This window comes from Amycolatopsis sp. NBC_00345 (assembly GCF_036116635.1).
Taxonomy (GTDB): Bacteria; Actinomycetota; Actinomycetes; order Mycobacteriales; family Pseudonocardiaceae; genus Amycolatopsis.
On sequence record NZ_CP107995.1, the window covers coordinates 1918248 to 1943262 of the forward strand.

The following is a 25015-nucleotide window of genomic DNA, read 5'->3' on the forward strand; positions in this document are numbered from 1 at the left end:
GTTGGGCGGAACGATGAGGTGTCGAGAACGGCTACTGCGGCGGCCGTTGGCCGGCGCGCGCCAGAATGGCCTGGGCGCGCAGAAGCACGGGCCGGTCGACCATCTGGCCGTCCACCACCGTGACGGAGCCGCAGGCGCGCTGGCTCAGCATCCGGTGCGCCCAGGCGATCTCGTCGTCGGTCGGGCTCAGCGCGCGGTTCGCGAGGGGGACCTGCCGCGGGTGGAGGCAGAGCTTGGCGGTGAAGCCGAGGGATTTCGCGTGTTCCAGGTCGGCGTCCAGGATCACGACGTCCTCGAGCGCCGTGGTGACGCCGTCGACCGGTGCGGCGCGGCCGGCCGCGGCGGCGGCGAGGACAACCGCGGAACGCGCATGGCGGAGGGCTTCGTGCGAGGTGTGGTCGACGCCGATCTGCGCGGCGAGGTCGACGTTGCCGAACGCCGGTCGTACCACCGCTTCGGCCGCGCAGACCGCGACGGCCTGGACCACCCCGAGCGCGGTCTCGATCAGCGGCAGGATCGGGGTTCCGGGGAGTCCGGCGGCGAGCGCTTCGATCTGCTGCGGCGCTTCCGCTTTCGGGAGCATGACCGCGGACGCGAGGTTCCGGATCGCCGCGACATCCTCGTCGTGCCACGGCGTGTCCCCGGGGTTGACGCGCACTACGGCCGGGTGCCCCTCGGCGAGCCAGGCGCGGACGTGCTCTCGTGCGTCGTCTTTCCGGTCGGGGGCGACGGCGTCCTCGAGATCCAGGATCACCAGGTCGGCCCCGCTCGCGGCCGCCTTGGCGAACCGATCGGGGCGGTGCCCCGGGACGAACAGGAACGTGCGGGCGCCGGTCACGAGCTCGGTCACGGCCGGGTGCTCCGCATCAGGCCGGACGCGGTCTGCCGGCCGGAGTGGTCACGCACCGCCGTGGTGATGCCCTCCGCCGCGGTGCTGGCCTGAACCACCATTCCCTGATGGTCGAACAGCGGCGAGACGAGCCGGTAGGCGAACTCGGGCTCCGCGCCGTAGCCGCGGCTGCGGGCTGCTTCGGCCATGGCGAGTGCTTGGAGCGGGCCGTGGGTGACCAGCCCCGGGTAACCCTCGACGTCGCGCGCGTAGTCCCGGTCGTAGTGGATGCGATGGGCGTTGTAGGTCAGTGCCGAATAGCGGAAGAGCAGGGTGGGGGTGACATCGATGGGCCACTCGTCCGGTCCGGCCGGGACAGCATCGGCTGCCAGTGGGGCGTCGGCGTTGCCGGTGGTCGCTTCGCGGTAGACGAGGTCCTGCCGCTCGTCGACCACGACCTCGCCGCGCTGCACGATCTGGTGCTCGACCACCACGAACGTCAACGGCCCGGTTCGCCCGGTCTTGTGCTGGATCGACTGGACCGCGGTGCGCCGGGTGGCCGGGATGCCGCACCGCAGCGTGCCGGGCGCGCGCACCCGGCCGCCGGCCCACATGCGGCGGCGTCCCGGCTCGGGCGGCGCGGGCACGGTGTGGCGAACCGGGTGCCCGTCCGGTCCGAGATCGGTCTGGGCGGGGCGGTCGAGCAGGTAGATCCAGTGCCACAGCAACGGCAGGCCGTCGCGTTCGAGGTCCGGCACCTCGACGCCGAGCAGGGCTCCCAGCGCGTGCGCCGGCTCGGGCACCAGCACCTCGGTGCGCTCGACTGTCTCGGTCACTCCGTACCTCCTCGTGCTGGCGCCGCTCCGTCGACTCCCATCATGAGACGTCATCGGCCCGGAACGGAAATGCCGATCGATGATGCCGCCATGCCCGCCGGGGATGAGCCGGTCCGCGGTTCATCCCTCGGCCGTGAGTTCCGCCGAAGGCCACCGTCCTTTTCGGACGAAAGACCGCACGAGGCGCACCACTTCGCGCGCGACGACCTCGACGGCGGGGGAGATCCGCCCGGTCCTCGGCATCGCGAGGACGATGGACCGCCAGATCTCCGGATCGCCGACCGGCGCGGCGCTCAGGGTCCCGGCGGCGACGTCGTCCGCGACGCCGACCGCGGGCAGGATCGTCCAGCCGTGTCCCGCGGCCACCAGCTGCTTCTGCAGGGCCATGGAATTCGTCTGCACCCCGCCCGAGAGGTCGGCCCCGGCGCGGCGGGCGGCCGTTTCGATCAAGGCGCGCAAGCCGTGTCCGGGCGCGGGCATGACGAACCGGTGCCCGGCGAGGTCGCCGATCGGCACCGGGTGGTCGGCGCTCAGGCGGTCGTCCGGCGGCGCGACGGCCCAGAGCCGTTCCCGCACCAGCGGAGTGACGTTGAGCGACGGCGAGCCGGTGAGGTTGTAGAGCAGGCTCAGATCGAGGTCGCCGTCGTCGAGCCAGCGCTGCAGGTGTCCCGAGTAGGCGGTCTGGAGGCGTAACTCGATCCCCGGATGGTCGGGGAGCAGGCACGCGACCAGCGGTTCGGCGAGCAGGCCGGCGGTGCTTTCGAGGAGCCCGATACTCACGATGCCGGTGACGACACCCGGCTCCGGGGCCAGCTCGGCTCGCGCCCGTTCGAGTTCGGCCAGGGCGCGCCGGGCGCGTCCGGCGAGGGTCAGACCGGCTTCGGTGGGCTGCATGCCCTGGCGGGTCCGTTCGAACAGGGGCACGCCGAGTTCCTGTTCGAGTGTCTTGATCTGGCGGGTCACCGCCGGCTGGACGAGGTGCAGCAGTTCGGCCGCCCTGGTCACGCTGCCGACCTCCACCACGGTCACCAGAGCTTTCAGCTGCCTGAAGTCCATCGTGTCATCCCGGTCCGGCATGGCGATATCAATGAATGCTATTTCACTTCACCATCCATCAAAGCACATGATAGAGGGAACCGGCGTCGAGAGGAACGGGATGGACTGGCTCAGCGAGGAAGAAGCCGCGATCGTCGGGCTCGTGCGGGAGTGGGTCGACCGCGAGGTCCGGCCGGTGGTGCGGGAGCTCGAACACGCGAACACCTACCCGGAGACGCTCATCGAGCAGATGAAGCAGCTGGGCATCTACGGCCTGGCCATCCCCGAGCCCTGGGGCGAGGCCGCGGTGTCGGCGCAGTGCTACGCCGCGGTCACCGAGGAGCTGGCGCGCGGCTGGATGAGCCTGGCCGGCGCGATGGGCGGGCACACCGTGGTCGCCAAGCTGCTCGTCACCTTCGGCACGCCGGAGCAGCGGGACAGGTACCTGCCGAAGATGGCGACCGGCGAACTGCGGGCGACCATGGCGCTGACCGAGCCGGGCGGCGGCTCGGATCTGCAGGCGCTGCGCACGAAGGCCCGGCTCGAAGGCGACGAGTACGTGGTCAACGGCTCGAAGACCTGGATTTCCAACGCCCGCCGCTCGGATCTGATCGCGGTGCTGGCCAAGACCGACCCGGCGGCCGAGCCGGCGCACCGGGGGTTCAGCGTGCTCCTGGTGGAGAAGGGCCCCGGTTTCGAGGTGTCGCGCGACCTGCCGAAGCTGGGCTACAAGGGCGTCGAGAGCTGCGAGCTGTCGTTCGCCGACCTGCGCGTGCCCGCGTCTGCGGTGCTGGGCGGCGTGGCCGGGGAGGGGTTCGCGCAGATGATGCGCGGGCTGGAGATCGGGCGGATCCAGGTCGCGTCGCGGGCGCTCGGCGTCGGCCGGGCGGCGCTGGAAGATTCGCTGCGCTACGCCCAGGAACGCGAGACCTTCGGCAAACCCATCTGGCAGCACCAATCTATCGGCAACTACCTCGCCGACATGGCCACCAAGCTCGAAGCGGCCCGGCAGCTCACCCTGCACGCCGCGCGGCGCTACGACTCCGGCGTGCGCGCCGACCTGGAATGCGGGATGGCGAAGCTCTTCGCTTCGGAGACGGCGATGGAGATCGCGCTCAATGCGATGCGTATCCACGGCGGTTACGGCTACTCGACCGAGTTCGACGTCGAACGGTACTTCCGCGACGCGCCGTTGATGATCGTCGGTGAGGGCACCAACGAGATCCAGCGCAACGTGATCGCGAAGCAGCTGGTGCAGCGCCACCGGAACGCGCACTGAGGAGGTGGTCATGCCCCAGCCACTGGACGGGATCGTGGTCGTCGCGCTCGAACAGGCGGTCGCCGCGCCGTTCGCCACGCGCCAGCTCGCCGACCTCGGCGCCCGGGTGATCAAGATCGAACGACCCGGTGCCGGCGACTTCGCGCGCGGGTACGACCGCACCGTGCACGGTCAGTCGAGCTACTTCGTGTGGTTGAACCGTGGCAAGGAAAGCGTCGAGCTCGACGTCAAGGACACCGAGGACCGGCGGCTGCTGGACAAGCTGGTGGCGCACGCGGACGTCTTCGTCCAGAACCTGGTTCCCGGTGCGGCCGACCGGCTCGGCCTGGACGCGGCGACGCTGCGCGCGGCGAAACCCGGGCTGATCCACTGCTCGATCTCCGGGTACGGGGCGGACGGGCCGTACCGGGCCAAAAAAGCCTACGACCTGCTGGTGCAGTGCGAAACCGGGCTCGTGCTGGCGACCGGGACGCCGGACGCGCCGGCGAAGGCGGGCATGTCCATCGCCGACATCGCCACCGGGATGTACGCCTACAGCGGGATCCTGTCCGCGCTGTACGACCGCGAGCGCACCGGCACCGGCGCGAGCCTCCACGTCGCGATGATCGACGCGCTGGGGGAGTGGATGAGCCAGCCGGCCTACTTTTCCCGCTACGGCCACGAACCACCCCGCCGGACCGGCGCCCGGCACCCGTCGATCGCCCCGTACGGCCCTTACCGGACGAGCGACGGGCAGGTGTTCCTCGCGGTCCAGAACGATCGCGAATGGACAGTGCTGTGCCGGGACCTCCTGGACCGTCCGGACCTGGTCGCGGACGGCCGTTTCGCGACCAACCCGGATCGCGTTGACCACAACGAGGAACTGACACGCATCATCGAGAGCGTGTTCTCCGCGCGCGACGCCGAGCAGGTCACCACTCTCCTTGACGCGGCCGGCATCGCGAACGCCCGGCTGCGCACCCCGGAAGACCTGACCCGCCACCCGCAGTTGACCGCCCGCCACCGGTTCCGCAGCGTTGACACCCCTGGCGGCACCATGTCCGCGATGCTGCCCCCGGTGGAGGTCGCGGGGCAGGAACCGCTGATGGGCGCGGTTCCCGCTGTGGGCCAGCACACGAGGGCAATTCGCGCCGAGTTCGCGCGGGACGCACCGGCCGCGCCCTGATCCCGGGGATGATCAACGGGGTCGCCGGCCACGAAATCGTGGCCGGCCCGCCACCGCCCGCAGCTGAGGAGAGGTTACCGCCGTGCACTGGGATGCCGATGTCGTGATCGTCGGCGGTGCCGCGGTTCGCGGTCAGCAGCTGCTCCCGGACCTCGGCCGCCTTGGCCGGGCCGGGGTTGCGGGCGAGCTCGATCTGCACCGCGGCGCGCTGGATCGCCAGCGGGGTGCGCAGTTCGTGGGACGCGTTCGCCACGAACCGGCGCTGGCTGTCGAACGCCGATTCAAGGCGGTCGAGCATGTCGTCGAAGGTTTCGGCCAGTTCGGTGAGTTCGTCTCGCGGGCCGTGCAGCGCGAGCCGTTCGTGCAGATTGGACGAGGACAGCCGGCGCGCGGTCGCGGTGATCGTGTTCAGCGGCCGGAGCGCCCGGCCGGACAGCCACCAGCCTGCCGCCACCGCCACCGCCACCGCCACCGCGACCACGGTCACCGCGATCAGCGACAACGCTGAGACGATCAGCAGCGTGTCCAGGGTCATCGCCCCCAGGCTGTCGGCGAACCGCCCGGTGCTCTGAGCCGGCGGGATTCCGCCCGGCGGGGCGTCGGACAGGGAAAGCTGCACCTGCGGCGGGTTACCCACCTGCTGTGCCTGCAGCGTGGCGTCCTTCACCAGGAACGGATACCGGCTGCGCATCAGCAAGTAGATGATGGCCAGCAGGACCGCGCCGCCGGCAAGGAAGAGCGCGCCGTACAACGCGGTGAGCTTGACCTGGACGGTGAGCCGCGGCCGGCGGCGGTCAGATCCGGTAGCCGGCACCGGGCACCGTTTCGATCACCGGGGGCTCGCCGAGCTTCGTGCGCAGCTTGGAAACGGCCACTCGCACCGCGTTGGTGAACGGGTCGGTGTGCTCGTCCCAGGCCAGTTCGAGCAGCCGCTCGGAGCTGAGCACCGCGCCCTGCGCGCGCATCAGCACGGCCAGCACCGCGAATTCCTTGGGGGACAACGCGATTTCCCGCCCGCCGCGGCTGACTTCGTGGTTGGTCGTGTCGAGCCGGAGGTCGCCGTGCACGAGTACCGGCGGCAGCGCGGGCTGGCTGCGCCGCCCGAGGGCGTGCACGCGCGCCAGCAACTCCGGGTACTCGAAGGGTTTGGTGAGGTAGTCGTCGGCGCCGAGCCCGAGCCCGTCCACCTTGTCGTCCAGCGACCCGGCCGCGGTGAGCATGAGCACCTTGGTCCGGGTGCCGGCCGCGGCCAGCTCGGCGCACACGTCGTCCCCGTGTTTGCCGGGCAGGTCCCGATCGAGCACCAGCACGTCGTAATCGTGCAGGGTCAGCCGTTCCTGCGCGTCCAGCCCATTGTGGACAACGTCCACCGCCATCGCTTCGCGACGCAACCCGGATGCCACCAGCCCGGCCAGCGCCACTTCGTCCTCGGCGGCCAAGATCCGCATGGCGGCGAGCGTATCGGGCCGGGGGTTTCCGAAAGGTTTCCGGCGAACCCGGGTGGAATCACCGGTGGGCGCCGGCGGGCCCGCGTGAAGCCGGGTAAGGCCGGGCGGGAACCAGGATCTGGTGGATGGCGGGGGCGAGGTACCACAGGATCTCCGCGTCGGAGGCTTCGGCGAGCTGGGGCAGCCCGACCATGTCGCGCAGCAGGCTCAGGCCGAACAGCTGGACGAACAGCAGGCTCGTCCGCAGGCCCGCGTCCGGGCCGTCGACGTGCTGGCCGAACGGGGCCGCGAGGAGCTGGTCGAGCAGCTGGCGGATCGCGTCGCCGGACGCGCCGGGCCCGACCGAGCGCAGCAGGATGCTCACCCGCTCCCGATGCTCCTCGTAGGTCGTCAGCTGGGCCATCTCCAGCTGCCGCTGGACGAGTTCCCGCGCCCGCGCTCCCGTCCGCACGTCGCTGGTCATCGTCCGATGGCCCGGCATGTTCTCGCTGACGACCATCGCGTACAGCGATGACTTGCCGCCGAAGTAGCGGCTGATCAGGGCCGGGTTGCAAGCGGCCTTCGCCGCGATCGCGCGCACGGTCGTCCGCTGATAGCCCTGTTCGGCGAACAGGATCGCGGCCGCCTGCAGGATCGCCGCCCTGGTTTTCGCGGCGTCCCGCTTCCTGGTCTCTGCCATGTAAACACCGTACTCGGGTCTCTGCTGTCTCTACCAGGTAAGACACGGCCTGATGTATTCAGTCGTTTACTTTCTTCCGAACCTGCTCCTAGCGTCGTGGCATGACGACGAACACCACCTGGCACCTTGTCGGCGCCCTCGCCGACCTCCCGGTGGGAGAAGCGGTCCGGGCCGAAACACCCGACGGCGAGGTGGCCGTCTTCCACACCGGGACCGGGGTCCGGGCGATCGCGAACCGCTGCACCCACGGCGACGCCGAGCTCTGGGAGGGCTACCTCGACGGCGAAACGGTCGAATGCCCGGCACATTTCGGCGCGTTCTGCCTCCGCACCGGCGAGGCGCTCGTGTACCCGGCCGTCGAGCCGGTGGCCACGTGGCAGACACAGGTCGAAGGCGGCCTGATCTACCTCGGCGGCCCGACGACCCCGGGGAGCGACTGATGCAGATCTCCACCCAGGCCTACCGCCCACGACCGGCCGGCGCCCCCGCCGTGAGCAGACCGGCGTACGTCGAGCCGGCGACCCAGTACGCCATCGAGCAGTTCCTGTTCTTCGAAGCCCAGCTGCTGGACGAAGCCCGCTACAACGACTGGTACGACCTGCTGCACGAGGACATCCGCTACCGGATGCCGTTGCGCCGCAACCGGTTGCACCGCGACCTCCCGCTCGAAAGCACCGGCGGCCGCGAACTCGCGCACTACGACGACACCCACGAGAGCCTGGCGATCCGCATCCGCCGCATCCAGCAGCCGACCGCCTGGTCGGACAACCCGCCGCCCCGCACCACCCGGCTCATCACCGGCGTCCAGGCGCGGAAGGGCGAGCGGCCGGGCACCTACGAGGTGCGGTCGGTGTTCCAGCTCTACCGCAACCGCCTGCAGGACGACGCCGACACCTTCGCCGGGCACCGCGACGACCTCCTGGCCGACGGCGGGGTCCCCGGCGGTGAACCGGATTTCCGCCTCCTGGCTCGCACGATCCACCTGGCCCAGTCGGTGGTGCTGGCCAAGAACATCGGCCTGTTCTTCTGAAACCGGAGAGACCCTGAAACCGGAGAGATAATGCCCTACCAGGACTTGATGGACTTCGACAAGGTCGGCTCGCTGAACCCGGAGGTCCTGCATTCCGAGGAGATCTACCGCCGCGAGCTCGCCACCGTTTTCGCGCGCAGCTGGCTGTTCCTGACCCACGAATCCCAGCTGCCCAAGCCCGGGGACTTCGTGACCGCCCTGATGGGCGAGGACCCGGTCCTCGTGACCCGCCAGCGCGACGGCGGGCTGAAGGCGTTCCTCAACGTCTGCCGGCACCGCGGCATGCGCGTGTGCCGGCAGGATCTGGGCAACACCCAGCGTTTCACCTGCTCCTACCACGGCTGGTCCTACAACAGCGCCGGAACGCTCGTCGACGTCCCGATGGAGGACCACAGCTACCACAACCGGCTGGACAAACCCGGCTGGTCACTGCTCCAGGTCCCGCGGATCGAGACCTACCACGGTCTCGTTTTCGGTTGCTGGGACGAGGAAGTGCCGCCGCTGGCCGACTATCTCGCCGGCGCGGCACCGCTGCTCGACCCGATGCTCACCCGGTACGAAGACGTCGAATTCGTCGGCCCGATGAAATGGCGGCTGGTCGGCAACTGGAAACTCGCCGCCGAGCAGTTCGCCAGCGACGGCTACCACGGGGGGACCACTCACGCCTCCGCAGCGTCGGCCCTGGGTACCGACCTGACCGCCATGGGCAAGGACGAGAACAGCCTGCAGCTGGGTACCGCGCTCGGTCACGCCGGTGCCCTGGTCACCCCGGCTCATCTCCCGCTGACGATGCGACAGGGCGAAACCGGCGCCGCTCTGCCGGAGCTGCGGGTGGCGCACATGAATGTCTTCCCGAACTTCTCCGCGCTGGGCAGCGGGCTCTTCCGGGTCTGGCAGCCCCGGGGCACAGGGGAGATGGAGATCTGGTCGTGGGTGATGGTCCCCGCCGGCGCCGACGACGAGACCCGGCGCGCGCTGCTCAACAAGGTGTCCCTGAGTTTCTCGGCCACCGGCATCGTCGAGGTCGACGACAGTGAGAACTGGTCGGAGATCCAGGCGGCGTCCCGTGGTCACATCGCCCGCCGGCTGCCGCTGAATTACCAGATGGGCTTCGGCCTGGACCGGGACGACGACCGGATCCCGCCGTTCGACGGGAAAACCGGCCACATGACCAACGACATCGGCGCCCGCTACTTCTACACGCGCTGGGCCGAGCTGCTCGACGGCGAGCCCCTTACACCGGCTCCGTCCGGTCCCGCGCTGTTGTGAAACGAGAGGACAACTCATGACAATCCCAGCACTTTCGGCCGAGCTGGAAGGCAAGCGGGCCGTCGTCACCGGCGGCAGCCGGGGGATCGGGGCGGCGATCGTCCAGCGCTTCCTCGACGCCGGCGCGACCGTGGTCACCTCGGCCCGCACACCGACCGAGCACACGCCGTCCGCGGCCAAGTTCGTGCGGGCCGACGTCAGCACGCGTGACGGCGTGCGCGCCCTGGCCGACGCCGCGCTGGAAACCCTTGGCGGCGTGGACATCCTCGTCAACAACGCCGGGGACGGCCGCCCGTTCCCGTCCGTGCTGGAGATCGGCGACGACGCCTGGCAGGCCTCGCTGGACATCAACTTCCTGGCGGCGGTCCGGCTCAACGCCGCGCTGGTCCCGTCGATGGTGGCGCAGGGGGCGGGCGTGATCGTGAACCTGTCCTCGATGATCACCAACGCGCCCATGGGCCCGTTGCTGCACTACGCCGCGGCCAAGTCCGCGCTGGAGACCTACGGCAAGGGACTGGCGAACGACCTGGCGCCGCGCGGCATCCGCGTGGTCACGGTGGCGCCGGGCAATGTGGCCAGCCCCGGCTCCGACGTGGTGCGGCGCGAAATGACCGAGCACCTCGGCCTGGAGGAGTCGGCGTTCGACGTGGCCGTGCCGCTCGGTCGCGTCGGCCAGCCGGCCGACATCGCCGAGGCGATCGGGTTCCTGGTTTCGGACCGGGCTTCCTGGATCACCGGGACCCGCTTGATGGTCGACGGCGGGGAAAGCCCGCACCTGTGAACGTGTATCCGAACTATCCCGAAAGTGCAGTGGAACAGAAAGCACAGTGGAACAGAAAGCACAGTGGAACAGAAAGCACAGTGGAACAGAAAGCACAGTGGAACAGAAAGCACAGTGGAACAGAAAGCACAGTGGAACAGAAAGCACAGTGGAACAGAAAGCACAGTGGAACAGAAAGCACAGTGGAACAGAAAGCACAGTGGAACATGACTAAAATCGGAAATTCCGACCTCGACGTCTTCGGGCTGAACCTCGGCGGCAACGTGTTCGGCTTCACCGCGGACGAGCAGGAGTCGTTCGAAGTCCTCGACGCCTACACGGCGGCGGGCGGGAACTTCATCGACACCGCCGACTCGTACTCCGCGTTCGTGCCGGGCCACGTCGGCGGCGAATCCGAGACGATCATCGGCAAGTGGCTGGCCCGGCGCGGCCGTCGCGACGACGTGGTGATCGCGACGAAGGTCGGCAACCTCGGAACGCGACCCGGCCTGTCGGCGAAGAACATCGCCGCCGCGGTCGAAGACTCCCTCAGCCGCCTCCAGACCGACTACATCGACCTGTATTACGCGCACAGCGACGACGCCGATACCGCGTTCGAGGAGACCCTGCAGGCGTTCGACGAACTGGTGCGCGCCGGCAAGGTCCGCTACATCGCGGCCTCGAACTACACCGCGCCCCGGCTGGCCGAGGCCCTGGCTGTCTCCGACCGCGAAGGTTTCGCGCGGTACGTCGCGCTGCAGCCGCACTACAACCTGGTCAAGCGTGACTACGAGGACGAGCTGGCGCCGCTGGTGGCCCGCGAAGGCCTCTCGACGCTGCCCTACTTCGGACTCGCCGGGGGCTTCCTGACCGGCAAGTACCGCTCCACGGACGACGCGAGCAAGAGCCCGCGGGCCGCGGGTGCGCTGGCCTACCTCGACGCCCGTGGCGAGCGGATCCTGGCCGTGCTCGACGAGGTCGCGGGGGCACACAATGCGTCGGTCGCTTCGGTTTCCCTTGCCTGGCTGGGCGCGCAACCCACCGTCGCCGCCCCCATTGCCAGCGCTCGCACCGTCGGCCAATTGCCGGACCTCCTCGCGGCGGTCTCCCTGGAACTGACCCCCGCGGAGCTGACGGCGCTCTCCGACGCTTCGGCCTGACCCCCACGTTCACGAAGAAAGAGGAAAATGTGCTCACTGGTCAAGTAGTTCTGGTGACGGGCGCGACCGGCACGATCGGCCGGGCCATCGCGACCGAACTCGGAGCGCGTGGTGCCGCGCTCGTGCTCACCGGGCGTCGTCAGGACGTCCTGGCCGAGGTGGCCGGTGAGCTGCGCGATCGAGGTGTTCAGGTCGAAACGGTGTCCGGCGACGTCTCGGATCCCGGTCATGCCGAAGCCGCGGTGGCGCGGGCGAAGGACGCGTTCGGCCCGGTGACGGCCTTGGTGAACAACGCCGGCGGGACCACCTCGGTCCACGCGACCATCGCGGACAGCGATCCGCGAGTGTGGCAGGAAACGCTGCTCGCCAATGTCTACGGGCCCTATCTGTTCGCCCGCGCCGTGCTGCCGTCCATGCTGGAACGGAAAGCGGGGCGGATCATCACGGTGGCCAGCCGGGCGGGCACCGCGGCCATGCCCGGGGCCGGCGACTACGCGGTGGCCAAGGCGGCGGCGATCCGGCTGAGCGAGAGCATCGCCGCCGAGACGCAGGAGCAGGGCGTGCTCGCGTTCAGCCTGCACCCCGGCGGGGTCGTGAATCCCTTCGTCGCCGAGGCGATCGAGCAGGGACGGGTCGCCCCTGAACGGTTCCCCGATCCGCCGGACACCGCCGCCCGGATGATCGCCGACCTGGCGGAGGGCCGCTACGACGTGTTGTCCGGCGCCTTTCTCGACGTCAACGACGACCTGCCGGCTCTGGCGGCGCTGACCGCCGAGCGTCCGCCCGGGTCTTCGCCGGCCCGGGTCCTGCGTGTGGTCGGCCTTCCGCCGGAATGGGAGGCCAAACCGCGTACCTCGTGGTGATCACCGCAAGCGGGCCGGGGGCACGGGGTGCACCGGATCGCCGGCGATGACGGAGTTCTCGATGCTGCCGAGCCCGGTCACCTCCATGGTCACGGTGTCGCCGATCGCCAGCGGCGGGGGCACGCGTTCGCCGCCGTTGCGGCCCCACAGCTCGACCAGGCAGCCGCCGCCGCAGGTACCGGAGCCGAGGATGTCCGAGGCCCGCACTTCGGTGCCGCGGCTGGCATAGGCGACCATCTCCGGGAACGACCACGCCGAGTTGGCCAGCGAGTCCTTGCCGATGGCGGTCCCGTTGACCGACACCGACATGGTGAGGTCGAAGCGGTCGCCCTGGCGGTAGGGCTCGAGCTCGTCCGGGGTCACCAGGTAGGGCCCGAGCGTGGAGGCGGTGTCCTTGCCCTTGGCCGGGCCGAGGCCGACGCGCATTTCGTGCATCTGCAGGTCGCGCGCCGACCAGTCGTTGAAGATGCTGTAGCCGGCGATGTGCCCTTCGGCCTCGTCGACGCGCAGGTTGCGGCCGCCGGTGCCGATGACGGCGGCGACTTCGAGCTCGAAGTCGAAAACGGTGCAGCCGGGCGGCATCGGGACCGGGTCGGTGGGGCCGATCAGCGCGTACGGGTTGGTGAAGTAGAACGTCGGGATCTCGTACCACTCCGGGACGACCGCGGGGTCGCGGCTGCCCTTGAACGAGCCTTCGACGTGCTGTTCGAAGGTGATGAAGTCCCGGATGGACCCGGCCTGGACGGGCGGCAGGAGCCGCTGGCCGGCGAGCGCGACGGGCGACGAGCACCGGCTCAGCACTTCGTCTTCGCCGGGGCCGGCGGCCAGCAGCTCGAACAGGTCGGTGCCGTCCGGGAGCGGGTGCAGCCGGTCGTCGCGCACGAGCGCTTGCCGGTACCGGCCGTCGATGAGCAGGGCGGCGAATTTCATGCGTTCTCCTCGGTGTCGTCGATGATGGCCACGGCCCGGGTCCAGCCCGCGGAGGCCGCGTGGATCTTATGGGGGAAGCAGGAGACCCGGAATCCGGTCGCGGGCAACGCTTCCAGGTTGTGCAGCTTTTCGAGATGGCAGTAGCCGATCTCCCGGCCGGCCTTGTGGCCTTCCCAGATGATCGAGCCGTCCCCGGTTTCGGCGAACCGGCGGGCGGTGTGGACGAACGGCGCGTCCCAGCTCCACGCGTCGGTCCCGGTGACCCGGACGCCTTGGCGGAGCAGGTGCAGCGTGGCGTCCCGGCCCATGCCGCAGCCGCGGGCGAGGTAGTCGTCCTCGCCGTAGCGGGTCCCGGCACTTGTGTTGACGACGACGATCTCGAGCGGGCTCAGCGTGTGCCCGATGCGTTTGAGTTCGAGGTCGATGTCGTCGGGTGTCACGACGTAGCCGTCGGGCAGGTCCCGGAAGTCGAGCTTCACGCCGGGCTGGAAGCACCATTCCAGTGGCACCTCGTCGACCGTGATCGCCCGCTGCCCGTTGTCCATTGTGGACGCGTAGTGGTACGGCGCGTCCAGGTGGGTGCCGCAGTGGGTGGACAGCCGGATCCGCTCGATCGCCCAGCCCTCGCCGTCGGGCAGGACTTCGGGGCCCGCGCCGGGGAAGTGGGCGAGCATGCCGTCCACGGTGTCGCGGTGACCGAGGTACTCGATCTCCGGGGTCGACCCCGGCGGGTCGGACGCGATGCCGGACCGCAGCGCGACGGAGATGTCGACGAACGTGGGCATGGGGTTCCTTCGGTCTCAGGTGGCCGGCGCGGGCACCGGGGCCGCGCTGTGCAGGTTGGGCAGGAAGGTCATGGCGAACGCCGCGCAGAGGATGATCCCGGCGCACACGAGCAGGCCGGTGCCGAGCCCGGCGCCGGTCGCCAGCGCGCCCAGTGCCAGCGGGGCCAAGGCGGACACGCCGCGTCCGACGTTGAAGCAGAACCCGGCGCCGGTCGCCCGCACCCGGGTCGGGAACAGCTCGCCCAGGTAGGAGCCGAAGATCCCGGTGAAGGCGGCGAAGAAGGCGAACAGCGGGCCCAGCCAGAGCAGCGCCGTCCGGTCGGCGGCGACGACGTAGAGCGGCAGGGTGAGCCCGACGCCGGCCAGTGACAGGAGCAGCGCGTACTTGCGGCCGATCCGGTCGGCGATCAGGCCGAAGACGTTGTAGCCGACGAACATGCCGAGGTTCAGCACGGTCATGAACAGGGCGACGGTGGCCGTGGGGATGCCGCGGTCGGTGTGCAGGAAGGTCGGCAGCCAGGTGGAGCCGCCCCACCAGCCGAACAGGGCGAGCGCGGCCACCGCGGTGCCGAGGAGGGTGTTCCGCCGCAGTGCGGGGGAGAAGATCTCGGCGATTTTCACCGGGGTGCTCTTCTGCCGGGCCCATTCGGCTGATTCGGTGAAGAACAGGGCGACGATCAGCATCGGCACCACAACGCCCGCCCCGGCCAGGAAGAACAGCAGGCGCCAGTCCGGCAGCAGCGCGCCGGCCAGCAGCGCGGCGACCGCCCCGCCCACGGGGAACGAACTGAGCACGAAGGCGACCGCGCGGCCGCGCTGGGCGGCAGGCCAGGTCTCGACCACGTAAGTCGAAACGGCGCCCCAGACCCCGCCGAGGCCCAGCCCGGCGACGAAGCGCAGCAGCAGGAACACCGCGAAGTTCGGCACCAGCGGGAGCGCCGCGGTGAAGACGCCGAACACCGCGAGCGAGAGCAAGAGCGCCCGTTTGCGGCCGTAGTTGTCGGCGAGCCAGCCGACGGTCACGCTGCTGACCCCGATGCCGAGCAGCGTCGCGGTCGCGAGCAGGCCGCCCTGGGTCGCGGTCAGCCCGAACGTCGTGCGGATGTCGGGCAGCGCGTAGGACAGCAGCAGGATCTCGAGCGAGTCGAACATGTAGGCCATGAACGCGCCGGCGAGCACGACCCATCTGACGGAAGCCCTCATGCGGACCAGTCCCTTCGGTGAACTTCTTCGTCCCCGTTGGCGACTGACTGTACGTACGTACAGTAGAGTGGGGCAAGAGCGAGTTTCGGTGATCGATCCGACCGGAAAGGGTGGCCCCGGTGACGAGTGACGGCGGGCGCCGTGCGGCGATCCTGCGCGCGGCCGAAAAGGTGTTCGCGCGAGAAGGCTACGACGGGGCGACGATGCGGCAGATCGCCGCGGAGGCGGACGCCAAGCTCTCGCTGGTGGTCTACCACTTCACCTCGAAACTCGGGCTCTACGTGGCGATCTTCGAGGGCCGCCAGTACGTCAACGAGCAACGGCTGGCCCGCCTCGCGGCCATTCCGGACCTGCGGGCCGATGACGCGGTGGAGCAGATCGTGCACGCCTTCGCCGACCCGGTACTGGCCCTGCACGACGATCCGGACGACATCTGGTTCGCCCGGCTGGTGATGCGCGAGGCGTCCGACCCGTCGAGCCAGCAGCGTCCGGTGATTGCGGAGTTGTTCGACCCGATGGCGCGCGAGTTCATCAAGGCTCTACGTGAGGCGCTGCCTGGTAAGCCGGATGGGTTCCACCATTGGGCTTATCTGTTTTCTGTGGGCGCGCTGACGAAGTCCTCTTACGAGGTGCGGGTGAGCAATCTGACCGATAAGCCTCGCATCGATCAGAAGCAGGATATCTTGCGCTCGTTCATTGTGGCGGCGTTGCGGTACGGCTGAGGTCTGGCAAGTCACAGTGAGGCTGCTTGTCAACCGAATTCTGGGCGGACTTAATGGTTGATATGGGAGATGTTTTGTTCACTCGTTTTGGTGAGGTTTTTGGTGGGTGGTGTCGGTAAAATTGTGGGGTGAGTTGTTATGGGGATGCTTCTTCCGATGTTTTGTCTCGGATTCATGAACGGGCTGTCCGGGTGGCGCGGCTGGAGGCCGAGCAGGCCGCTGATGTCGCGTTGTTCGCGGCAGCGGGCGGTTCTGTCCGGTCGGTGACGGCGGAGCTGGCGTTGGAGTTGTCGGTGACAGAGCGGCGCGCTGGGGCTGATGTCGCGTTGGCGCAGGCGCTGACAACCCGGCTCCCGAAGACGTTCGCAGCATTCCGGCGCGGAGAAATCGATGCTTTCAAAGCGCGGATGGTTTTCGAGCCGACGATCGCCCTGTCCGATGAGATGGCCGGTCAGGTTGATGCGATTGTCGCGTCGCGGTTGGTGGGGAAGAATCCGTCGTCGTTACGGGCTGCGGTGAATCGGGTGGTGCAGAAGGTGGATGCCGAGGGGTATGAGCGAAGATCCCGGGCGCGTCGGCGCGATCGCAGTGTGTGTTTGGTTCATCAGGACGAGACGATGTCCACCTTGCTGTGTGATCTGCCCCACCACCATTGCACGAAAGCCGAGTCAAAGACACCGCAGGCGGGGCCGGGCATGAGGCAGCCGCCTGACCCCGGCGCATAGCCGCCGGCATTCGCTTCAACTCGGCATCGACCAATCGCCGACAGCTTGGCGTCCGATTCATCGGAGCGATAGGCAACTGCTGAACGGAATACGGCATGGTCTCGAAGAAGACCCTGCGTGAGCGCCGGCCGCCTCTCCGGCGTGGTCGAGGTCGAGCGTCGCGCGAATCCGGGGCCGCTCCTGCCGTAAGCACCGCTCACGGCGTCACGAGGGGCAGCACGGTGTTGTCGACGATGTCGGCGATCACCGATTCGGGGATGGGTGCGCCGTGGAGCAGGAAGTGCTCGCGGATGAGCGCCGGGCCGATCATCGCGACCTGCAGGCCCGCTGCCGAGTCGGTGGCCTGCCCTCGTTCGATGGCCCGTTGCAGGATCTGCTGGGTGGGCAGGGGGCGGGCGGCGAAGATGTGCGCGCGGAAGGCGTCGCGGAGTTCGGGATCCTTGATCGACTCGGCGAGCAGGCCCGGCATCACCTGGCCGAGCGGTCCGGCGAGCCGGTTCGCGAGGGTGCGCAGCAGGGCGAGCAGGTCTTCGCGCAGGTCGCCGGTGTCGGGCAGTTCGATGCGCTCGGGCAGCCGGCTCAGCAGGGCGATCACGATCTCCGGGCGTCCGGGCCAGCGTTTGTAGACCGACGTCTTGCCGGTGCGGGCCCGTTCGGCGACCCGGTCGAGGCTGAAGGCCGCGTACCCGTACTCGGTCAGCTCGGCCAGGGCCGCGTCGAGGATGGCGTCGTCGAGTTCCTTGCCGCGGCGCCGGCTGAGGGTGCGGTGATCGACGGACGGTTCGGGGGACGGCATGGACGATCTTGCACACCTCTCTGGATCACGCCTAAGATAGAGGCCTACTTGTCCTCTATCTTCGATCGGCTGGTGCGATACAAGCCGGTCGGCGCCGTTGGCGCAAGCTTGACCAACCCCAGAGGGAACCATGACCCAGCACTTCGCCGTCGTCAGCATGCCCGCACCCGGCCACGTCAACCCGACGCTGCCGCTCGTGCGGGAGCTCGTCCGCCGTGGCCATCGGGTGACTTACCCCGTCCCGGAGCCGTTCCGGGACGCCGTCACCGGCGCCGGTGCGGACTTCGCCGAGCTGCCGGCCTGGGAGCGCCCGAGGCGGCCGGGCAAGATCGAGATCACCCCGCAGCTCATGGGCATGATGGCGGACATGATCATCGCGCAGACCGAGCGGACCCTGCCGGAACTGCTCGCCCGGTTCGAGCACGACCGTCCCGACGCGGTGTGTTACGACGGGATGCTGCCCGCCGGGCCGATGCTCGCCGCGCTGCTGGACGTTCCCGCGGTGCAGCTGTTCACCAGCTTTGCCTCCAACGAGCACTACTCGCTGCGGGAGGAGCTGTTCCCCGGGCTCGGCGCCGACGTCCCCGAGCTGGCCGGCGCGCTGGAGCGGATCCGCCGGTTCGCCGAGGAGAGCGGCGTTTCCCGGCCGGTGGGCGCGCTTTTCGCCCCCGTGGCCGAAGACCTGAACCTCGTGTTCCTGCCGCGCCGGTTCCAGTACGCGGGGGACAGCTTCGACGAGCGGTTCGTCTTCGTCGGCCCGTCCGTCGACGGCCGCGAAGGCGCCGCCGACTGGCAGCCGCCCGCCCCCGGTACCCGGCTGCTGTTCATTTCACTGGGCACCGCCATGAACAACCGGCCGGAGTTCTTCCGGCTGTGCCTCGAGGCGTTCGGCGGGACCGGCTGGCAGGTCGTGATGGCGATCGGCGACCAGGTGGATCGCGCCGAACTCGGGCCGATCCCGGCCAACTTCGAGGTGCGGCCCTACTTCCCGCAACCGGCGGTGCTCGGCCGCGCCACCGCGTTCCTCACCCACTCGGGGATGAATTCGACGATGGAATCACTCGTCGCCGAGGTGCCGATGGTGAGTGCGCCGCAGATGGGCGAACAGGCGGCGAACGGCCGCCGGGTGGAAGAACTCGGGCTCGGCCGCCGGCTGCCCGAGGAGCCGACCGCGGACGAACTGCGCGAGGCGGTCGACGCCGTCGCGGACGACCCCTCGATCCGGGCGAACCTCGCCGACATGGCCAAGGTGCTCCGCGAAGCCGGTGGCGCGCCCGCCGCCGCCGACGCGCTCGAGCGGCTGCTCGCCTGATTCAGGACTGCGCGGTGGGCCGGACGACCAGCTCGTTCACGTCGACCTCGGCGGGCTGGGCGATCGCGTAGCCGATGGCGCCCGCGACGGCAGACGCCGGAATGGCGAGCTGCTCGGCCGCGGCGCGCACGGCTGCGCGAACGTTGGGATCGCCGCCGGAGTCGGTGAGCTCGGAGCGGGTGTAACCGGGGCTGACGACGGTGACGCGCAGCTCGGTGTTCTCCTGGCGCAGGCCTTCGGACAGGGCCCGGACGGCGTACTTGGTGGCGCAGTAGACGGCCGCGGTCGGGTCGACCCGGTAGGCCGAGGTCGACGCGACGTTCACGACGTGGCCGGTCCCGCGGGCGCGCATAAGCGGGAGGACGGCGGCGATGCCGTGCAGGGTGCCGCGCAGGTTGACGTCGATCATCCGGTTCCAGTCGTCGATCCGCAGCTGGTCCAAACTGGACAGTGGCATCACGCCGGCGTTGTTGACGAGCACGTCCACCCGGCCGTGCCGGTCGTGGGCGGCGTCGGCGAAGGCGCGCATGCTGCCGAGGTCGGTGACGTCGAGTTCGTGATGGTCGGCGTGGCCGCCGTCGGCCCGGATTTCCTGTGCCAGTGCGGAAAGCCGGTCGGTGCGGCGGGCGCCGAGGACGACGTGGTGGCCGTCGGCGGCCAGCCGCCGGGCGGTCGCTTCACCGATGCCGCTGCTCGCCCCGGTGATCAGGACGATCTTGCTCCCGGTGGTCATGCGGGTGTTCCCCTCGATCGGGTGACAGTTTCACGATCGAGCTTGCCGCGCCGCCCGGGGCGGAAGAAGGGCGCGTTTACCTGGGTGTGGCGCACCCTGGTTCAGGCGGTGGCGTGGAGGGAGCCGAGCAGGGCGAGCGCGTCGGCGCTGGGGCTGCCCGGCTCGGCCGTGCCGACCAGGAGGTACTGGCCGGACGCGCCGCGGACGTCGAAGGTCTGATAGGTCAGCTCGATACGGCCGACCTCGGGGTGATCGAACCGTTTGGTGGTCCCGGCGAGGCCCTGGGCCCGGTTGTCGTGCCACATGGCCGCGAACGCCGGGCTGGCGCCGCGCAGTTCGGCGACGATCTCCGCGACGTCGGCCCGGTCGTAGCCGCTGGCCAGCCGCAGCGCGTCGACCGCGCTCGCGGCGATGGTGTCCCAGTCGGCGAAGAGCGTCCGGGCGGCCGGATCGGTGAACAGCGCGTGCACCATGTTGGCCGGTTTGCCCATCGGCGCGAGCAGGGCGTCGGCGAGGGCGTTGGTGGCGAGCAGGTCGAGCCGGCGGTTGGTGACGTAGGCGACCGCGGCGGGGAAGGTGCCCATCAGCCGCAGCAGGGCCGGGTCGACGTCGTCCGGGGTGCACAGCCGCGTGCCGGGGGTGAGGCCCGCGAGCCGGTAGGCGTGCCCGAGCGCGTCCGGGTCCAGCCGCAGCGCGCGGCCGATCGCGTCGAGGACCGGGCTCGACGGATTGCGCTCGCGGCCCTGTTCGAGGCGCGCGTAATAGTCCGCGCTGACGCCGGCCAGCACGGCCACTTCTTCCCGGCGCAGGCCCGCGACGCGACGGGGGCCGTGGCTGGCCATGCCGACGTCGCCCGGGGTCAGCCGGGCACGCTGCGCGCGAAGGAATTCGCCCAGTTCGGAGCCGCTCACCACCTCACGGTAACAGCGTGCTTCCTAGGAGCCGCGCACCCAGGAAGCCAGGCCGTTCCGGGACTCCGGCCGCGTCGCGCATGATCGTTGCCGGAGTCCCGCCGTCGAGAGGAAACGATGAACGCCGTCACCGAGCCGGAGGTCCGGGCGTGGGTCGAGCGCTACGTGCACGCGTGGAAGACCCAGGCCGAGGACGACATCGCCGCGCTCTTCACCGAGGACGCCGAGTACCACGAGTGGCCGTACGAGACGGCCTGGATCGGCCGGGCGGAGATCGTGCGCGGCTGGCTCGACCGGCGGGAGTGGCAGGAAGGCGGCTGGGACTTCGAGTGGGCCGTGCTCGGGATCAGCGGGGACACCGCCGCGGTCGGCGGGACCGGGACCTACCGCAAGCTCGGCACGTTCGCGAACCTGTGGACCGTGACCTTCGACGACGGGGCCTGCAGTGTGTTCCGCATGTGGAACAACGAGGTCTGAGCCTCACCTGACGGCGGGACGGTCCTGGGTGATGAACTCGGGGAAGAGCTCGGTCGGCGCGGACTTGCGGCCGATTTTGAGACCGGCTTCATAGGACGCGCGCTGCATGGCCTGGGCCGGGGGCTTGCGGAGCTTCTCGTAGCTGGCCAGTGCGAGGGGCACCGGGAGGTCCGGCGTCGTGAGCAGCTCGGCCAGCACCGCGGCGTCCTGCAGGCCGACGCCGGTGCCCTGCGCGAGGATCGGGCTCATCGCGTGTGCGGCGTCGCCCATGAGCGCGACCCGGTTTCGCGTCCATTCGCCGACCTCGGCCTGGTAGATGTTGGCGTAGTAGCTCTTCGGGTTGGTGCCCATGAGGTTCTTGAAGGCGGTGAGCGGGCCCGTCACCCGGGGGAACAGCGCCGCCAGCTCGGCGACGCTCAGCTCCCGGCGGTTGTCCTCTTCGCCGGGCAGCATCACGATGCCGTGGAACTTCCGCCCGCCGTCCATCAGGAAGTACCCGAGAACCCCGGTGGAGTCGAGGGAAAGCGCGGTGGTCCTGAGCGTGGGGTCGGTGTTGGGCAGGTGGAACCGCGCGATGGCGACTCCGGTGTAGGTGGCGTCCGGTCCGCCGAGGACGTGGCGGCGGGTCCAGGAGTTGATGCCGTCGGCGCCGATGACGGCGTCGAAGGTTTCGTGGGCGCCGTTGTCGAATTCGACCTCGACCGCGTCACCGAGGTCGGTCAGGGCGCGGGGCCGGGTCCCGGTGCGGACGAGGTCGGCGACGGGTTCGTACAACGACTGCTGCAGATCCGTGCGGGAGAACAGCATCGCGGTCTCGTGGCGGATGGCTTCGAGCAGCCCGGTGTCGCCGTCGAACATGAGGTGCCGGTCCGGCCGGAACCTCGTCCAGTTGTCGCGATCGGTGATGCCGAGCCGGTCCAGCGCGGCGATGTGGGGGTCGCTGAGCCCGATGCCCCAGCCGGCCTCGGTGATGACCGGTGCCTGCTCGGCCACCACCGGGTCGACGCCCCGGTGGCGGAGCCCGGCCGCCAGCGCCAGCCCGGTGAGGCCGCCGCCCACGATGAGGATCCGGTTGCGCACGCTCATGCGCGGACACCGCCGGGACGGTCGGCGACCTGGCCGAAGATCTCGCCCGGCAGCGTGGACGTGCCCAGCGCCTGGCTGGTCGCGTGGGAAAGCCGTTGGAGGGACTGGGCTTCGGGCTTGCGGAGCTTTTCGTAGCTGGCCAGCGCGAGCGGGACGGGCAGCCGGGGCGTGGTGAGCAGTTCGGCCAGCATCGCGGCGTCTTCGAACCCGGCGCCGGCGCCCTGGCCGAGGACCGGGGACATGGCGTGGGCGGCGTCGCCCGCGACCGCCACCCGGTTGCGGACCCAGGTCTCCACCACGGCCTGGTTGATGTCGGTGAAGTAGCTGACCGGGTCGGTGCGCATCACCTCGGTCAGGACGGTCAACGGGCCGCTGATGCCCGGGAAGAGGTCCGCCAGCTGGGTCGGGCTGAGGTCCCGCCGGTTGCCCGGTGTGCCGTGCAGGAACACGACTCCGTGGATCTTCTTGCCCCCGTCCATGAGGAAGTACGCCAACGTCGCGTCCCGCCCGCCCGCGGCGAGGCCGGTCACGGTCAAGGCCGGGTCCGGGGTGGGGGCCTGGAACCGGACCACCGAGGTCCCGGTGTAGGTGGCGTCCGGCCCGCCGAGGACGTGGCGGCGGGTCCAGGAGTTGATGCCGTCGGCGCCGATCACGGCGTCGAAGGTGCCGCGCTCGCCGTTGTCGAACTCGACCTCGACGACGTCACCGGTGTCGGTCATCGCGCTCGGCCGGACCCCGGTCCGCACCAGGTCGCCAACGCCGTCCAGCAAGGCCGACTGGAGGTCGGACCGGTTGAACATGAGCGGGACGTCGTTCACGATCTTGTCGATCAGCCCGGTCCGGGCGTCGAACATCAGGTACTTTTCGGCCTGGTAGCCGGGCCAGTGGCCGCGGTCGGTGCGGCCGAGCCGGTCCAGCGCGGCGAGGTGCCGTGGGCCGAGCCCGATCGCCCAGCCCGCCTCGGTGATGATCGGCGCCTGCTCCACCACGACCGGGTCGACGCCGCGGTGGCGTAGCCCGGAAGCCAGGGCCAGCCCGGTCAGGCCGGCCCCGACGATGAGAATACGTGTGCTCATGTCCACCCCAAGGTGTCGAGGATCGTTGCTGGTGCTTGAAGATCAGGCGATGGTCATGCCGCCGTCGACCGCGAGGACCTGTCCGGTCACCCAGTCCGAGGCGGGGTCGGCGAGCAGGTGGATCCAGCGGGCGACCTCGCCGGGCTCGCCCATCCGCCGCAGCGGGAGGTTGCCGGCCTGTGCCTTCTTCTGCCGGGCGGTTTCCTCCGGCGACCCGCCCACCTCCTGGACGGGCGTGTCGGTCGGACCCGGGGCCACGGCGTTGACCCGGACCCCGGCGCCGGCCAGCTCCGCCGCCCACGAGCGGGTGAGGTGGTCCAGGGCGGCCTTGGAAGCGCCGTAGTAGGCCGCGCCGAAGGCCTGGGGCCGCTGGGCGACAGCGCTGGTGACGTTGACGACGGAGCCGCCGGTGATCTTGAGCTGGGGGAGCGCGGCCCGCAGCAGCTGCGCGGGGGCGAACACGTTGATCCGGAACAGCCGGGCGATCTGCTCGTCGTCGGCGGTGTCCAGGGTTGCGGCGAGGAACACTCCCGCGTTGTTCACCAGCGCGTCGAGCCGCCCGTGGACGTCGATGGTGTGCGCCACCAGCGTTTCCGCCTCGCCCGCGGCGGACACGTCGGCCACGTGATAGCGGATGTCCGGGTTCAGGCCGGCGACTTCCGCGAGCGGGGATTCACGCCGTCCGCTGATCATCACCTGCCACCCCCGCTCGGCGAACTGCTCCGCGGCGGCCCGGCCGATACCGGTCCCGCCGCCGGTGATCAGCGCGACCCGGGCGGTCACGGGGTCGCCTCGCCCGGGATCCGGGTGAGGGCGACGACGGGGATGACCCGCCCGGCCGCACCGGCCAGATACTCGGTCAGGCCGGGATTCTGCTCCTTGAACAGCTGCCAGAGCTCGTCCCGTTCGGCACCGGTGATCTCGGTCGCGACGGCGTCGTAAGTCTCCTCGCCGTCCTCGATCGTGACCCGCGGCTCGGCCACCAGGTTGAGGTACCAGCCCGGATTCGGGGCCCGGCCGCCGTTCCCGGCCACCACGACCAGCCGGTCGCCGTGGGCGTGGAACACCCGCAGGGGGATCGTCTGCCTGCGCCCGCTCGTGCGGCCGAGGGTGGTCAGGAGGATGTGGTTCTCCCGGGTCACCCCCGGCACGCCCTCGATCTCGCGACCGCTGCGGAACTGCTCGATCACCTGGGGGTTGATCGTCTTGAACTCCATCAGTGCGCTACCTCGCCGCCGTAAAAACGAATGATCATTCTTTTAGGCTAGCCCGGCCTGTCCCGGCCGTCAAGATCGCCGCCGGGTTACAGTGCGGTATGCCCCGTGTGAGCCAGGAGCACCGCGACAACCGTCGGCGGCAGATCCTCGACGCCGCCACCCTTTGCTTTGCCCGCAAGGGTTTCCACGCCACGTCGATGCCCGACATCTTCGCCGAGGTGGGGCTGTCCTCCGGCGCCGTCTACGGGTACTTCCCCAGCAAGCAGGCGATCATCGAAGCGCTGCTGGAGTCGGCGATGCGCCCGGTGCTGGCTGCCCTGCGCGACGCGGCGGACGCCGAGCCGCCGCTGCGGGTGCCCGAGATCATCGACGTGATCCACCGCGAGATGATCACGGTGCTCGACACCGACGAGGCGACGTCGCTGATCGTCCAGTTCTGGGCCGAGTCGATCCGGGTCCCGCAGATCCGGGACTCCCAGCGGCACGACGTGATCGAGCTGCACGACGCGCTGCTGACCCTGCTCGGCCGGCTTCAGCCCGGCGGGCAGGTCAGCTCCGACAGCGCGTGGGCGCTGATCGCGTTGGGGCTGGGGACTTTCATCTCCCAGACCGTGCTCAGGACCAACTCCTTGCCGACCGAGACGCTGGTGGACCAGCTCCGTCTGGTGCTGTCCGAGCCGGAGTAGCGG

29 protein-coding genes and 1 pseudogene are annotated in these 25015 nt (G+C 69.9%); 14 read left to right on the plus strand and 16 right to left on the minus strand.

The features are described 5' to 3' along the window. Nucleotides 1-31: 31 nt before the first annotated feature. From OG943_RS08465 to OG943_RS08475, 3 genes are all read right to left on the minus strand, one after another. Nucleotides 32-850: an HpcH/HpaI aldolase/citrate lyase family protein gene (locus OG943_RS08465; protein ID WP_328609141.1), complete on the minus strand. Its 819-nt coding sequence runs from the start codon at nt 848-850 to the stop codon at nt 32-34. Beyond that, nucleotides 847-1665: an FAS1-like dehydratase domain-containing protein gene (locus tag OG943_RS08470; RefSeq protein WP_328609142.1), complete on the minus strand. Its 819-nt coding sequence runs from the start codon at nt 1663-1665 to the stop codon at nt 847-849. Before OG943_RS08470 ends, OG943_RS08465 begins: the two co-directional genes overlap by 4 nt. 120 nt (nt 1666-1785) lie before the next feature. Beyond that, nucleotides 1786-2721 carry a LysR family transcriptional regulator gene (locus tag OG943_RS08475; RefSeq protein WP_328609143.1) on the minus strand — a complete coding sequence of 312 codons (936 nt, stop codon included), beginning with the start codon at nt 2719-2721 and terminating at the stop codon, nt 1786-1788. A 100-nt stretch (nt 2722-2821) separates the two neighbouring features. Here OG943_RS08475 and OG943_RS08480 point away from each other — a divergent pair, with 100 nt between their 5' ends. Further along, nucleotides 2822-3979, plus strand: coding sequence for an acyl-CoA dehydrogenase family protein (locus OG943_RS08480; RefSeq protein ID WP_328609144.1), 1158 nt, complete (start codon nt 2822-2824; stop codon nt 3977-3979). Between the two features lie 10 nt (nt 3980-3989). Further along, nucleotides 3990-5144, plus strand: coding sequence for a CaiB/BaiF CoA transferase family protein (locus OG943_RS08485; protein WP_328609145.1), 1155 nt, complete (start codon nt 3990-3992; stop codon nt 5142-5144). 190 nt (nt 5145-5334) lie between these two features. Here OG943_RS08485 and OG943_RS48290 read toward each other — a convergent pair. From OG943_RS48290 to OG943_RS08500, 3 genes and pseudogenes are all read right to left on the minus strand, one after another. Then, nucleotides 5335-5835, minus strand: a pseudogene (locus OG943_RS48290) (HAMP domain-containing protein); the annotation flags it as partial. 103 nt (nt 5836-5938) lie between these two features. After that, entirely contained in the window at nt 5939-6592 is a 654-nt protein-coding gene (locus OG943_RS08495; protein ID WP_328609147.1) for a response regulator transcription factor, read from the minus strand. A 58-nt stretch (nt 6593-6650) separates the two neighbouring features. Continuing rightward, nucleotides 6651-7271, minus strand: a complete 621-nt coding sequence (locus OG943_RS08500) for a TetR/AcrR family transcriptional regulator (RefSeq protein WP_328609148.1) — start codon at nt 7269-7271, stop codon at nt 6651-6653. Nucleotides 7272-7372: 101 nt separating this feature from the next. Between OG943_RS08500 and OG943_RS08505 the strand changes: the two genes are divergently transcribed. From OG943_RS08505 to OG943_RS08530, 7 genes are read left to right on the plus strand one after another with little or no spacing between them, the layout of a single operon-like run. After that, entirely contained in the window at nt 7373-7711 is a 339-nt protein-coding gene (locus OG943_RS08505) for a non-heme iron oxygenase ferredoxin subunit (RefSeq protein ID WP_328609149.1), read from the plus strand. Continuing rightward, on the plus strand, nt 7711-8301 hold the full coding sequence (locus OG943_RS08510; RefSeq protein WP_328609150.1) for an aromatic-ring-hydroxylating dioxygenase subunit beta: 591 nt from the start codon (nt 7711-7713) through the stop codon (nt 8299-8301). Before OG943_RS08505 ends, OG943_RS08510 begins: the two co-directional genes overlap by 1 nt. 30 nt (nt 8302-8331) lie before the next feature. Then, entirely contained in the window at nt 8332-9570 is a 1239-nt protein-coding gene (locus OG943_RS08515) for an aromatic ring-hydroxylating oxygenase subunit alpha (RefSeq protein ID WP_328609151.1), read from the plus strand. 16 nt (nt 9571-9586) lie between these two features. Then, the gene (locus OG943_RS08520; RefSeq protein ID WP_328609152.1) at nt 9587-10351 is read left to right on the plus strand and encodes an SDR family oxidoreductase; all 765 of its coding nucleotides are present in this window, start codon (nt 9587-9589) and stop codon (nt 10349-10351) included. Between the two features lie 46 nt (nt 10352-10397). Further along, complete coding sequence (locus OG943_RS48295) at nt 10398-10565, plus strand: hypothetical protein (protein ID WP_442874699.1); 168 nt, start codon at nt 10398-10400, stop codon at nt 10563-10565. Continuing rightward, the gene (locus tag OG943_RS08525; protein ID WP_328609153.1) at nt 10558-11490 is read left to right on the plus strand and encodes an aldo/keto reductase; all 933 of its coding nucleotides are present in this window, start codon (nt 10558-10560) and stop codon (nt 11488-11490) included. Before OG943_RS48295 ends, OG943_RS08525 begins: the two co-directional genes overlap by 8 nt. Before the next feature lie 53 nt (nt 11491-11543). Further along, nucleotides 11544-12353 carry an SDR family NAD(P)-dependent oxidoreductase gene (locus tag OG943_RS08530; protein ID WP_328609154.1) on the plus strand — a complete coding sequence of 270 codons (810 nt, stop codon included), beginning with the start codon at nt 11544-11546 and terminating at the stop codon, nt 12351-12353. Here OG943_RS08530 and OG943_RS08535 read toward each other — a convergent pair whose 3' ends face one another. Genes OG943_RS08535 through OG943_RS08545 form a run of 3 tightly spaced genes read right to left on the minus strand, consistent with a single transcriptional unit; the run spans nt 12354 to nt 15271 of the window. Next, nucleotides 12354-13283, minus strand: a complete 930-nt coding sequence (locus OG943_RS08535; protein WP_328609155.1) for a fumarylacetoacetate hydrolase family protein — start codon at nt 13281-13283, stop codon at nt 12354-12356. Further along, a complete protein-coding gene (locus tag OG943_RS08540) occupies nt 13280-14068 on the minus strand; it encodes a cyclase family protein (RefSeq protein ID WP_328609156.1) in 789 nt (262 codons plus the stop codon). Before OG943_RS08540 ends, OG943_RS08535 begins: the two co-directional genes overlap by 4 nt. A gap of 15 nt (nt 14069-14083) precedes the next feature. Then, nucleotides 14084-15271 (minus strand): MFS transporter, encoded by a 1188-nt coding sequence (locus OG943_RS08545; protein ID WP_328609157.1) that lies wholly within the window; start codon nt 15269-15271, stop codon nt 14084-14086. Between the two features lie 119 nt (nt 15272-15390). On the opposite strand from OG943_RS08545, the gene OG943_RS08550 reads away from it, so the two are divergent. Both OG943_RS08550 and OG943_RS08555 read left to right on the plus strand, forming a co-directional pair. After that, on the plus strand, nt 15391-15993 hold the full coding sequence (locus tag OG943_RS08550; RefSeq protein ID WP_328609158.1) for a TetR/AcrR family transcriptional regulator: 603 nt from the start codon (nt 15391-15393) through the stop codon (nt 15991-15993). 191 nt (nt 15994-16184) lie between these two features. Further along, on the plus strand, nt 16185-16718 hold the full coding sequence (locus OG943_RS08555) for a DUF222 domain-containing protein (RefSeq protein ID WP_328609159.1): 534 nt from the start codon (nt 16185-16187) through the stop codon (nt 16716-16718). Nucleotides 16719-16914: 196 nt separating this feature from the next. Here the strand turns inward: OG943_RS08555 and OG943_RS08560 are convergent, their stop codons facing one another. After that, on the minus strand, nt 16915-17514 hold the full coding sequence (locus OG943_RS08560; protein ID WP_328609160.1) for a TetR/AcrR family transcriptional regulator: 600 nt from the start codon (nt 17512-17514) through the stop codon (nt 16915-16917). Nucleotides 17515-17644: 130 nt separating this feature from the next. On the opposite strand from OG943_RS08560, the gene OG943_RS08565 reads away from it, so the two are divergent. After that, on the plus strand, nt 17645-18826 hold the full coding sequence (locus tag OG943_RS08565; RefSeq protein WP_328609161.1) for a macrolide family glycosyltransferase: 1182 nt from the start codon (nt 17645-17647) through the stop codon (nt 18824-18826). A 1-nt stretch (nt 18827) separates the two neighbouring features. On the opposite strand, the gene OG943_RS08570 is transcribed toward OG943_RS08565, so the two are convergent. Both OG943_RS08570 and OG943_RS08575 read right to left on the minus strand, forming a co-directional pair. After that, nucleotides 18828-19559 carry an SDR family oxidoreductase gene (locus tag OG943_RS08570; RefSeq protein WP_328609162.1) on the minus strand — a complete coding sequence of 244 codons (732 nt, stop codon included), beginning with the start codon at nt 19557-19559 and terminating at the stop codon, nt 18828-18830. 101 nt (nt 19560-19660) lie between these two features. Next, nucleotides 19661-20470, minus strand: a complete 810-nt coding sequence (locus OG943_RS08575; RefSeq protein ID WP_328609163.1) for a helix-turn-helix domain-containing protein — start codon at nt 20468-20470, stop codon at nt 19661-19663. A gap of 117 nt (nt 20471-20587) precedes the next feature. Between OG943_RS08575 and OG943_RS08580 the strand changes: the two genes are divergently transcribed. Then, on the plus strand, nt 20588-20947 hold the full coding sequence (locus OG943_RS08580) for a nuclear transport factor 2 family protein (RefSeq protein WP_328609164.1): 360 nt from the start codon (nt 20588-20590) through the stop codon (nt 20945-20947). A gap of 3 nt (nt 20948-20950) precedes the next feature. Here the strand turns inward: OG943_RS08580 and OG943_RS08585 are convergent, their stop codons facing one another. From OG943_RS08585 to OG943_RS08600, 4 genes are read right to left on the minus strand one after another with little or no spacing between them, the layout of a single operon-like run. Then, a complete protein-coding gene (locus tag OG943_RS08585; protein ID WP_328609165.1) occupies nt 20951-22033 on the minus strand; it encodes an FAD-dependent oxidoreductase in 1083 nt (360 codons plus the stop codon). Continuing rightward, nucleotides 22030-23109, minus strand: a complete 1080-nt coding sequence (locus OG943_RS08590) for an FAD-dependent oxidoreductase (protein WP_328609166.1) — start codon at nt 23107-23109, stop codon at nt 22030-22032. The genes OG943_RS08585 and OG943_RS08590 overlap by 4 nt, the downstream gene beginning before the upstream one ends. Before the next feature lie 42 nt (nt 23110-23151). Continuing rightward, nucleotides 23152-23892: an SDR family NAD(P)-dependent oxidoreductase gene (locus OG943_RS08595; RefSeq protein ID WP_328609167.1), complete on the minus strand. Its 741-nt coding sequence runs from the start codon at nt 23890-23892 to the stop codon at nt 23152-23154. Next, nucleotides 23889-24326, minus strand: a complete 438-nt coding sequence (locus OG943_RS08600) for a nitroreductase/quinone reductase family protein (RefSeq protein ID WP_328609168.1) — start codon at nt 24324-24326, stop codon at nt 23889-23891. The genes OG943_RS08595 and OG943_RS08600 overlap by 4 nt, the downstream gene beginning before the upstream one ends. Before the next feature lie 98 nt (nt 24327-24424). On the opposite strand from OG943_RS08600, the gene OG943_RS08605 reads away from it, so the two are divergent. Continuing rightward, a complete protein-coding gene (locus tag OG943_RS08605; RefSeq protein ID WP_328609169.1) occupies nt 24425-25012 on the plus strand; it encodes a TetR/AcrR family transcriptional regulator in 588 nt (195 codons plus the stop codon). Nucleotides 25013-25015: the final 3 nt, after the last annotated feature.

Bases quoted from the DNA above. Each gene is read 5' to 3' on its own strand.
- OG943_RS08570 (WP_328609162.1), bottom strand. From the start codon at position 19,559: ATGACCACCGGGAGCAAGATCGTCCTGATCACCGGGGCGAGCAGCGGC.
- OG943_RS08600 (WP_328609168.1), bottom strand. From the start codon at position 24,326: ATGGAGTTCAAGACGATCAACCCCCAGGTGATCGAGCAGTTCCGCAGC.
- OG943_RS08485 (WP_328609145.1), top strand. From the start codon at position 3,990: ATGCCCCAGCCACTGGACGGGATCGTGGTCGTCGCGCTCGAACAGGCG.
- OG943_RS08520 (WP_328609152.1), top strand. From the start codon at position 9,587: ATGACAATCCCAGCACTTTCGGCCGAGCTGGAAGGCAAGCGGGCCGTC.
- OG943_RS08505 (WP_328609149.1), top strand. From the start codon at position 7,373: ATGACGACGAACACCACCTGGCACCTTGTCGGCGCCCTCGCCGACCTC.
- OG943_RS08535 (WP_328609155.1), bottom strand. From the start codon at position 13,283: ATGAAATTCGCCGCCCTGCTCATCGACGGCCGGTACCGGCAAGCGCTC.
- OG943_RS08580 (WP_328609164.1), top strand. From the start codon at position 20,588: ATGAACGCCGTCACCGAGCCGGAGGTCCGGGCGTGGGTCGAGCGCTAC.
- OG943_RS08525 (WP_328609153.1), top strand. From the start codon at position 10,558: ATGACTAAAATCGGAAATTCCGACCTCGACGTCTTCGGGCTGAACCTC.
- OG943_RS08545 (WP_328609157.1), bottom strand. From the start codon at position 15,271: ATGAGGGCTTCCGTCAGATGGGTCGTGCTCGCCGGCGCGTTCATGGCC.
- OG943_RS08585 (WP_328609165.1), bottom strand. From the start codon at position 22,033: ATGAGCGTGCGCAACCGGATCCTCATCGTGGGCGGCGGCCTCACCGGG.
- OG943_RS08480 (WP_328609144.1), top strand. From the start codon at position 2,822: ATGGACTGGCTCAGCGAGGAAGAAGCCGCGATCGTCGGGCTCGTGCGG.
- OG943_RS08475 (WP_328609143.1), bottom strand. From the start codon at position 2,721: ATGGACTTCAGGCAGCTGAAAGCTCTGGTGACCGTGGTGGAGGTCGGC.
- OG943_RS08500 (WP_328609148.1), bottom strand. From the start codon at position 7,271: ATGGCAGAGACCAGGAAGCGGGACGCCGCGAAAACCAGGGCGGCGATC.
- OG943_RS08540 (WP_328609156.1), bottom strand. From the start codon at position 14,068: ATGCCCACGTTCGTCGACATCTCCGTCGCGCTGCGGTCCGGCATCGCG.
- OG943_RS08510 (WP_328609150.1), top strand. From the start codon at position 7,711: ATGCAGATCTCCACCCAGGCCTACCGCCCACGACCGGCCGGCGCCCCC.
- OG943_RS08565 (WP_328609161.1), top strand. From the start codon at position 17,645: ATGACCCAGCACTTCGCCGTCGTCAGCATGCCCGCACCCGGCCACGTC.
- OG943_RS08515 (WP_328609151.1), top strand. From the start codon at position 8,332: ATGCCCTACCAGGACTTGATGGACTTCGACAAGGTCGGCTCGCTGAAC.
- OG943_RS08495 (WP_328609147.1), bottom strand. From the start codon at position 6,592: ATGCGGATCTTGGCCGCCGAGGACGAAGTGGCGCTGGCCGGGCTGGTG.
- OG943_RS08590 (WP_328609166.1), bottom strand. From the start codon at position 23,109: ATGAGCACACGTATTCTCATCGTCGGGGCCGGCCTGACCGGGCTGGCC.
- OG943_RS08605 (WP_328609169.1), top strand. From the start codon at position 24,425: ATGCCCCGTGTGAGCCAGGAGCACCGCGACAACCGTCGGCGGCAGATC.
- OG943_RS08560 (WP_328609160.1), bottom strand. From the start codon at position 17,514: ATGCCGTCCCCCGAACCGTCCGTCGATCACCGCACCCTCAGCCGGCGC.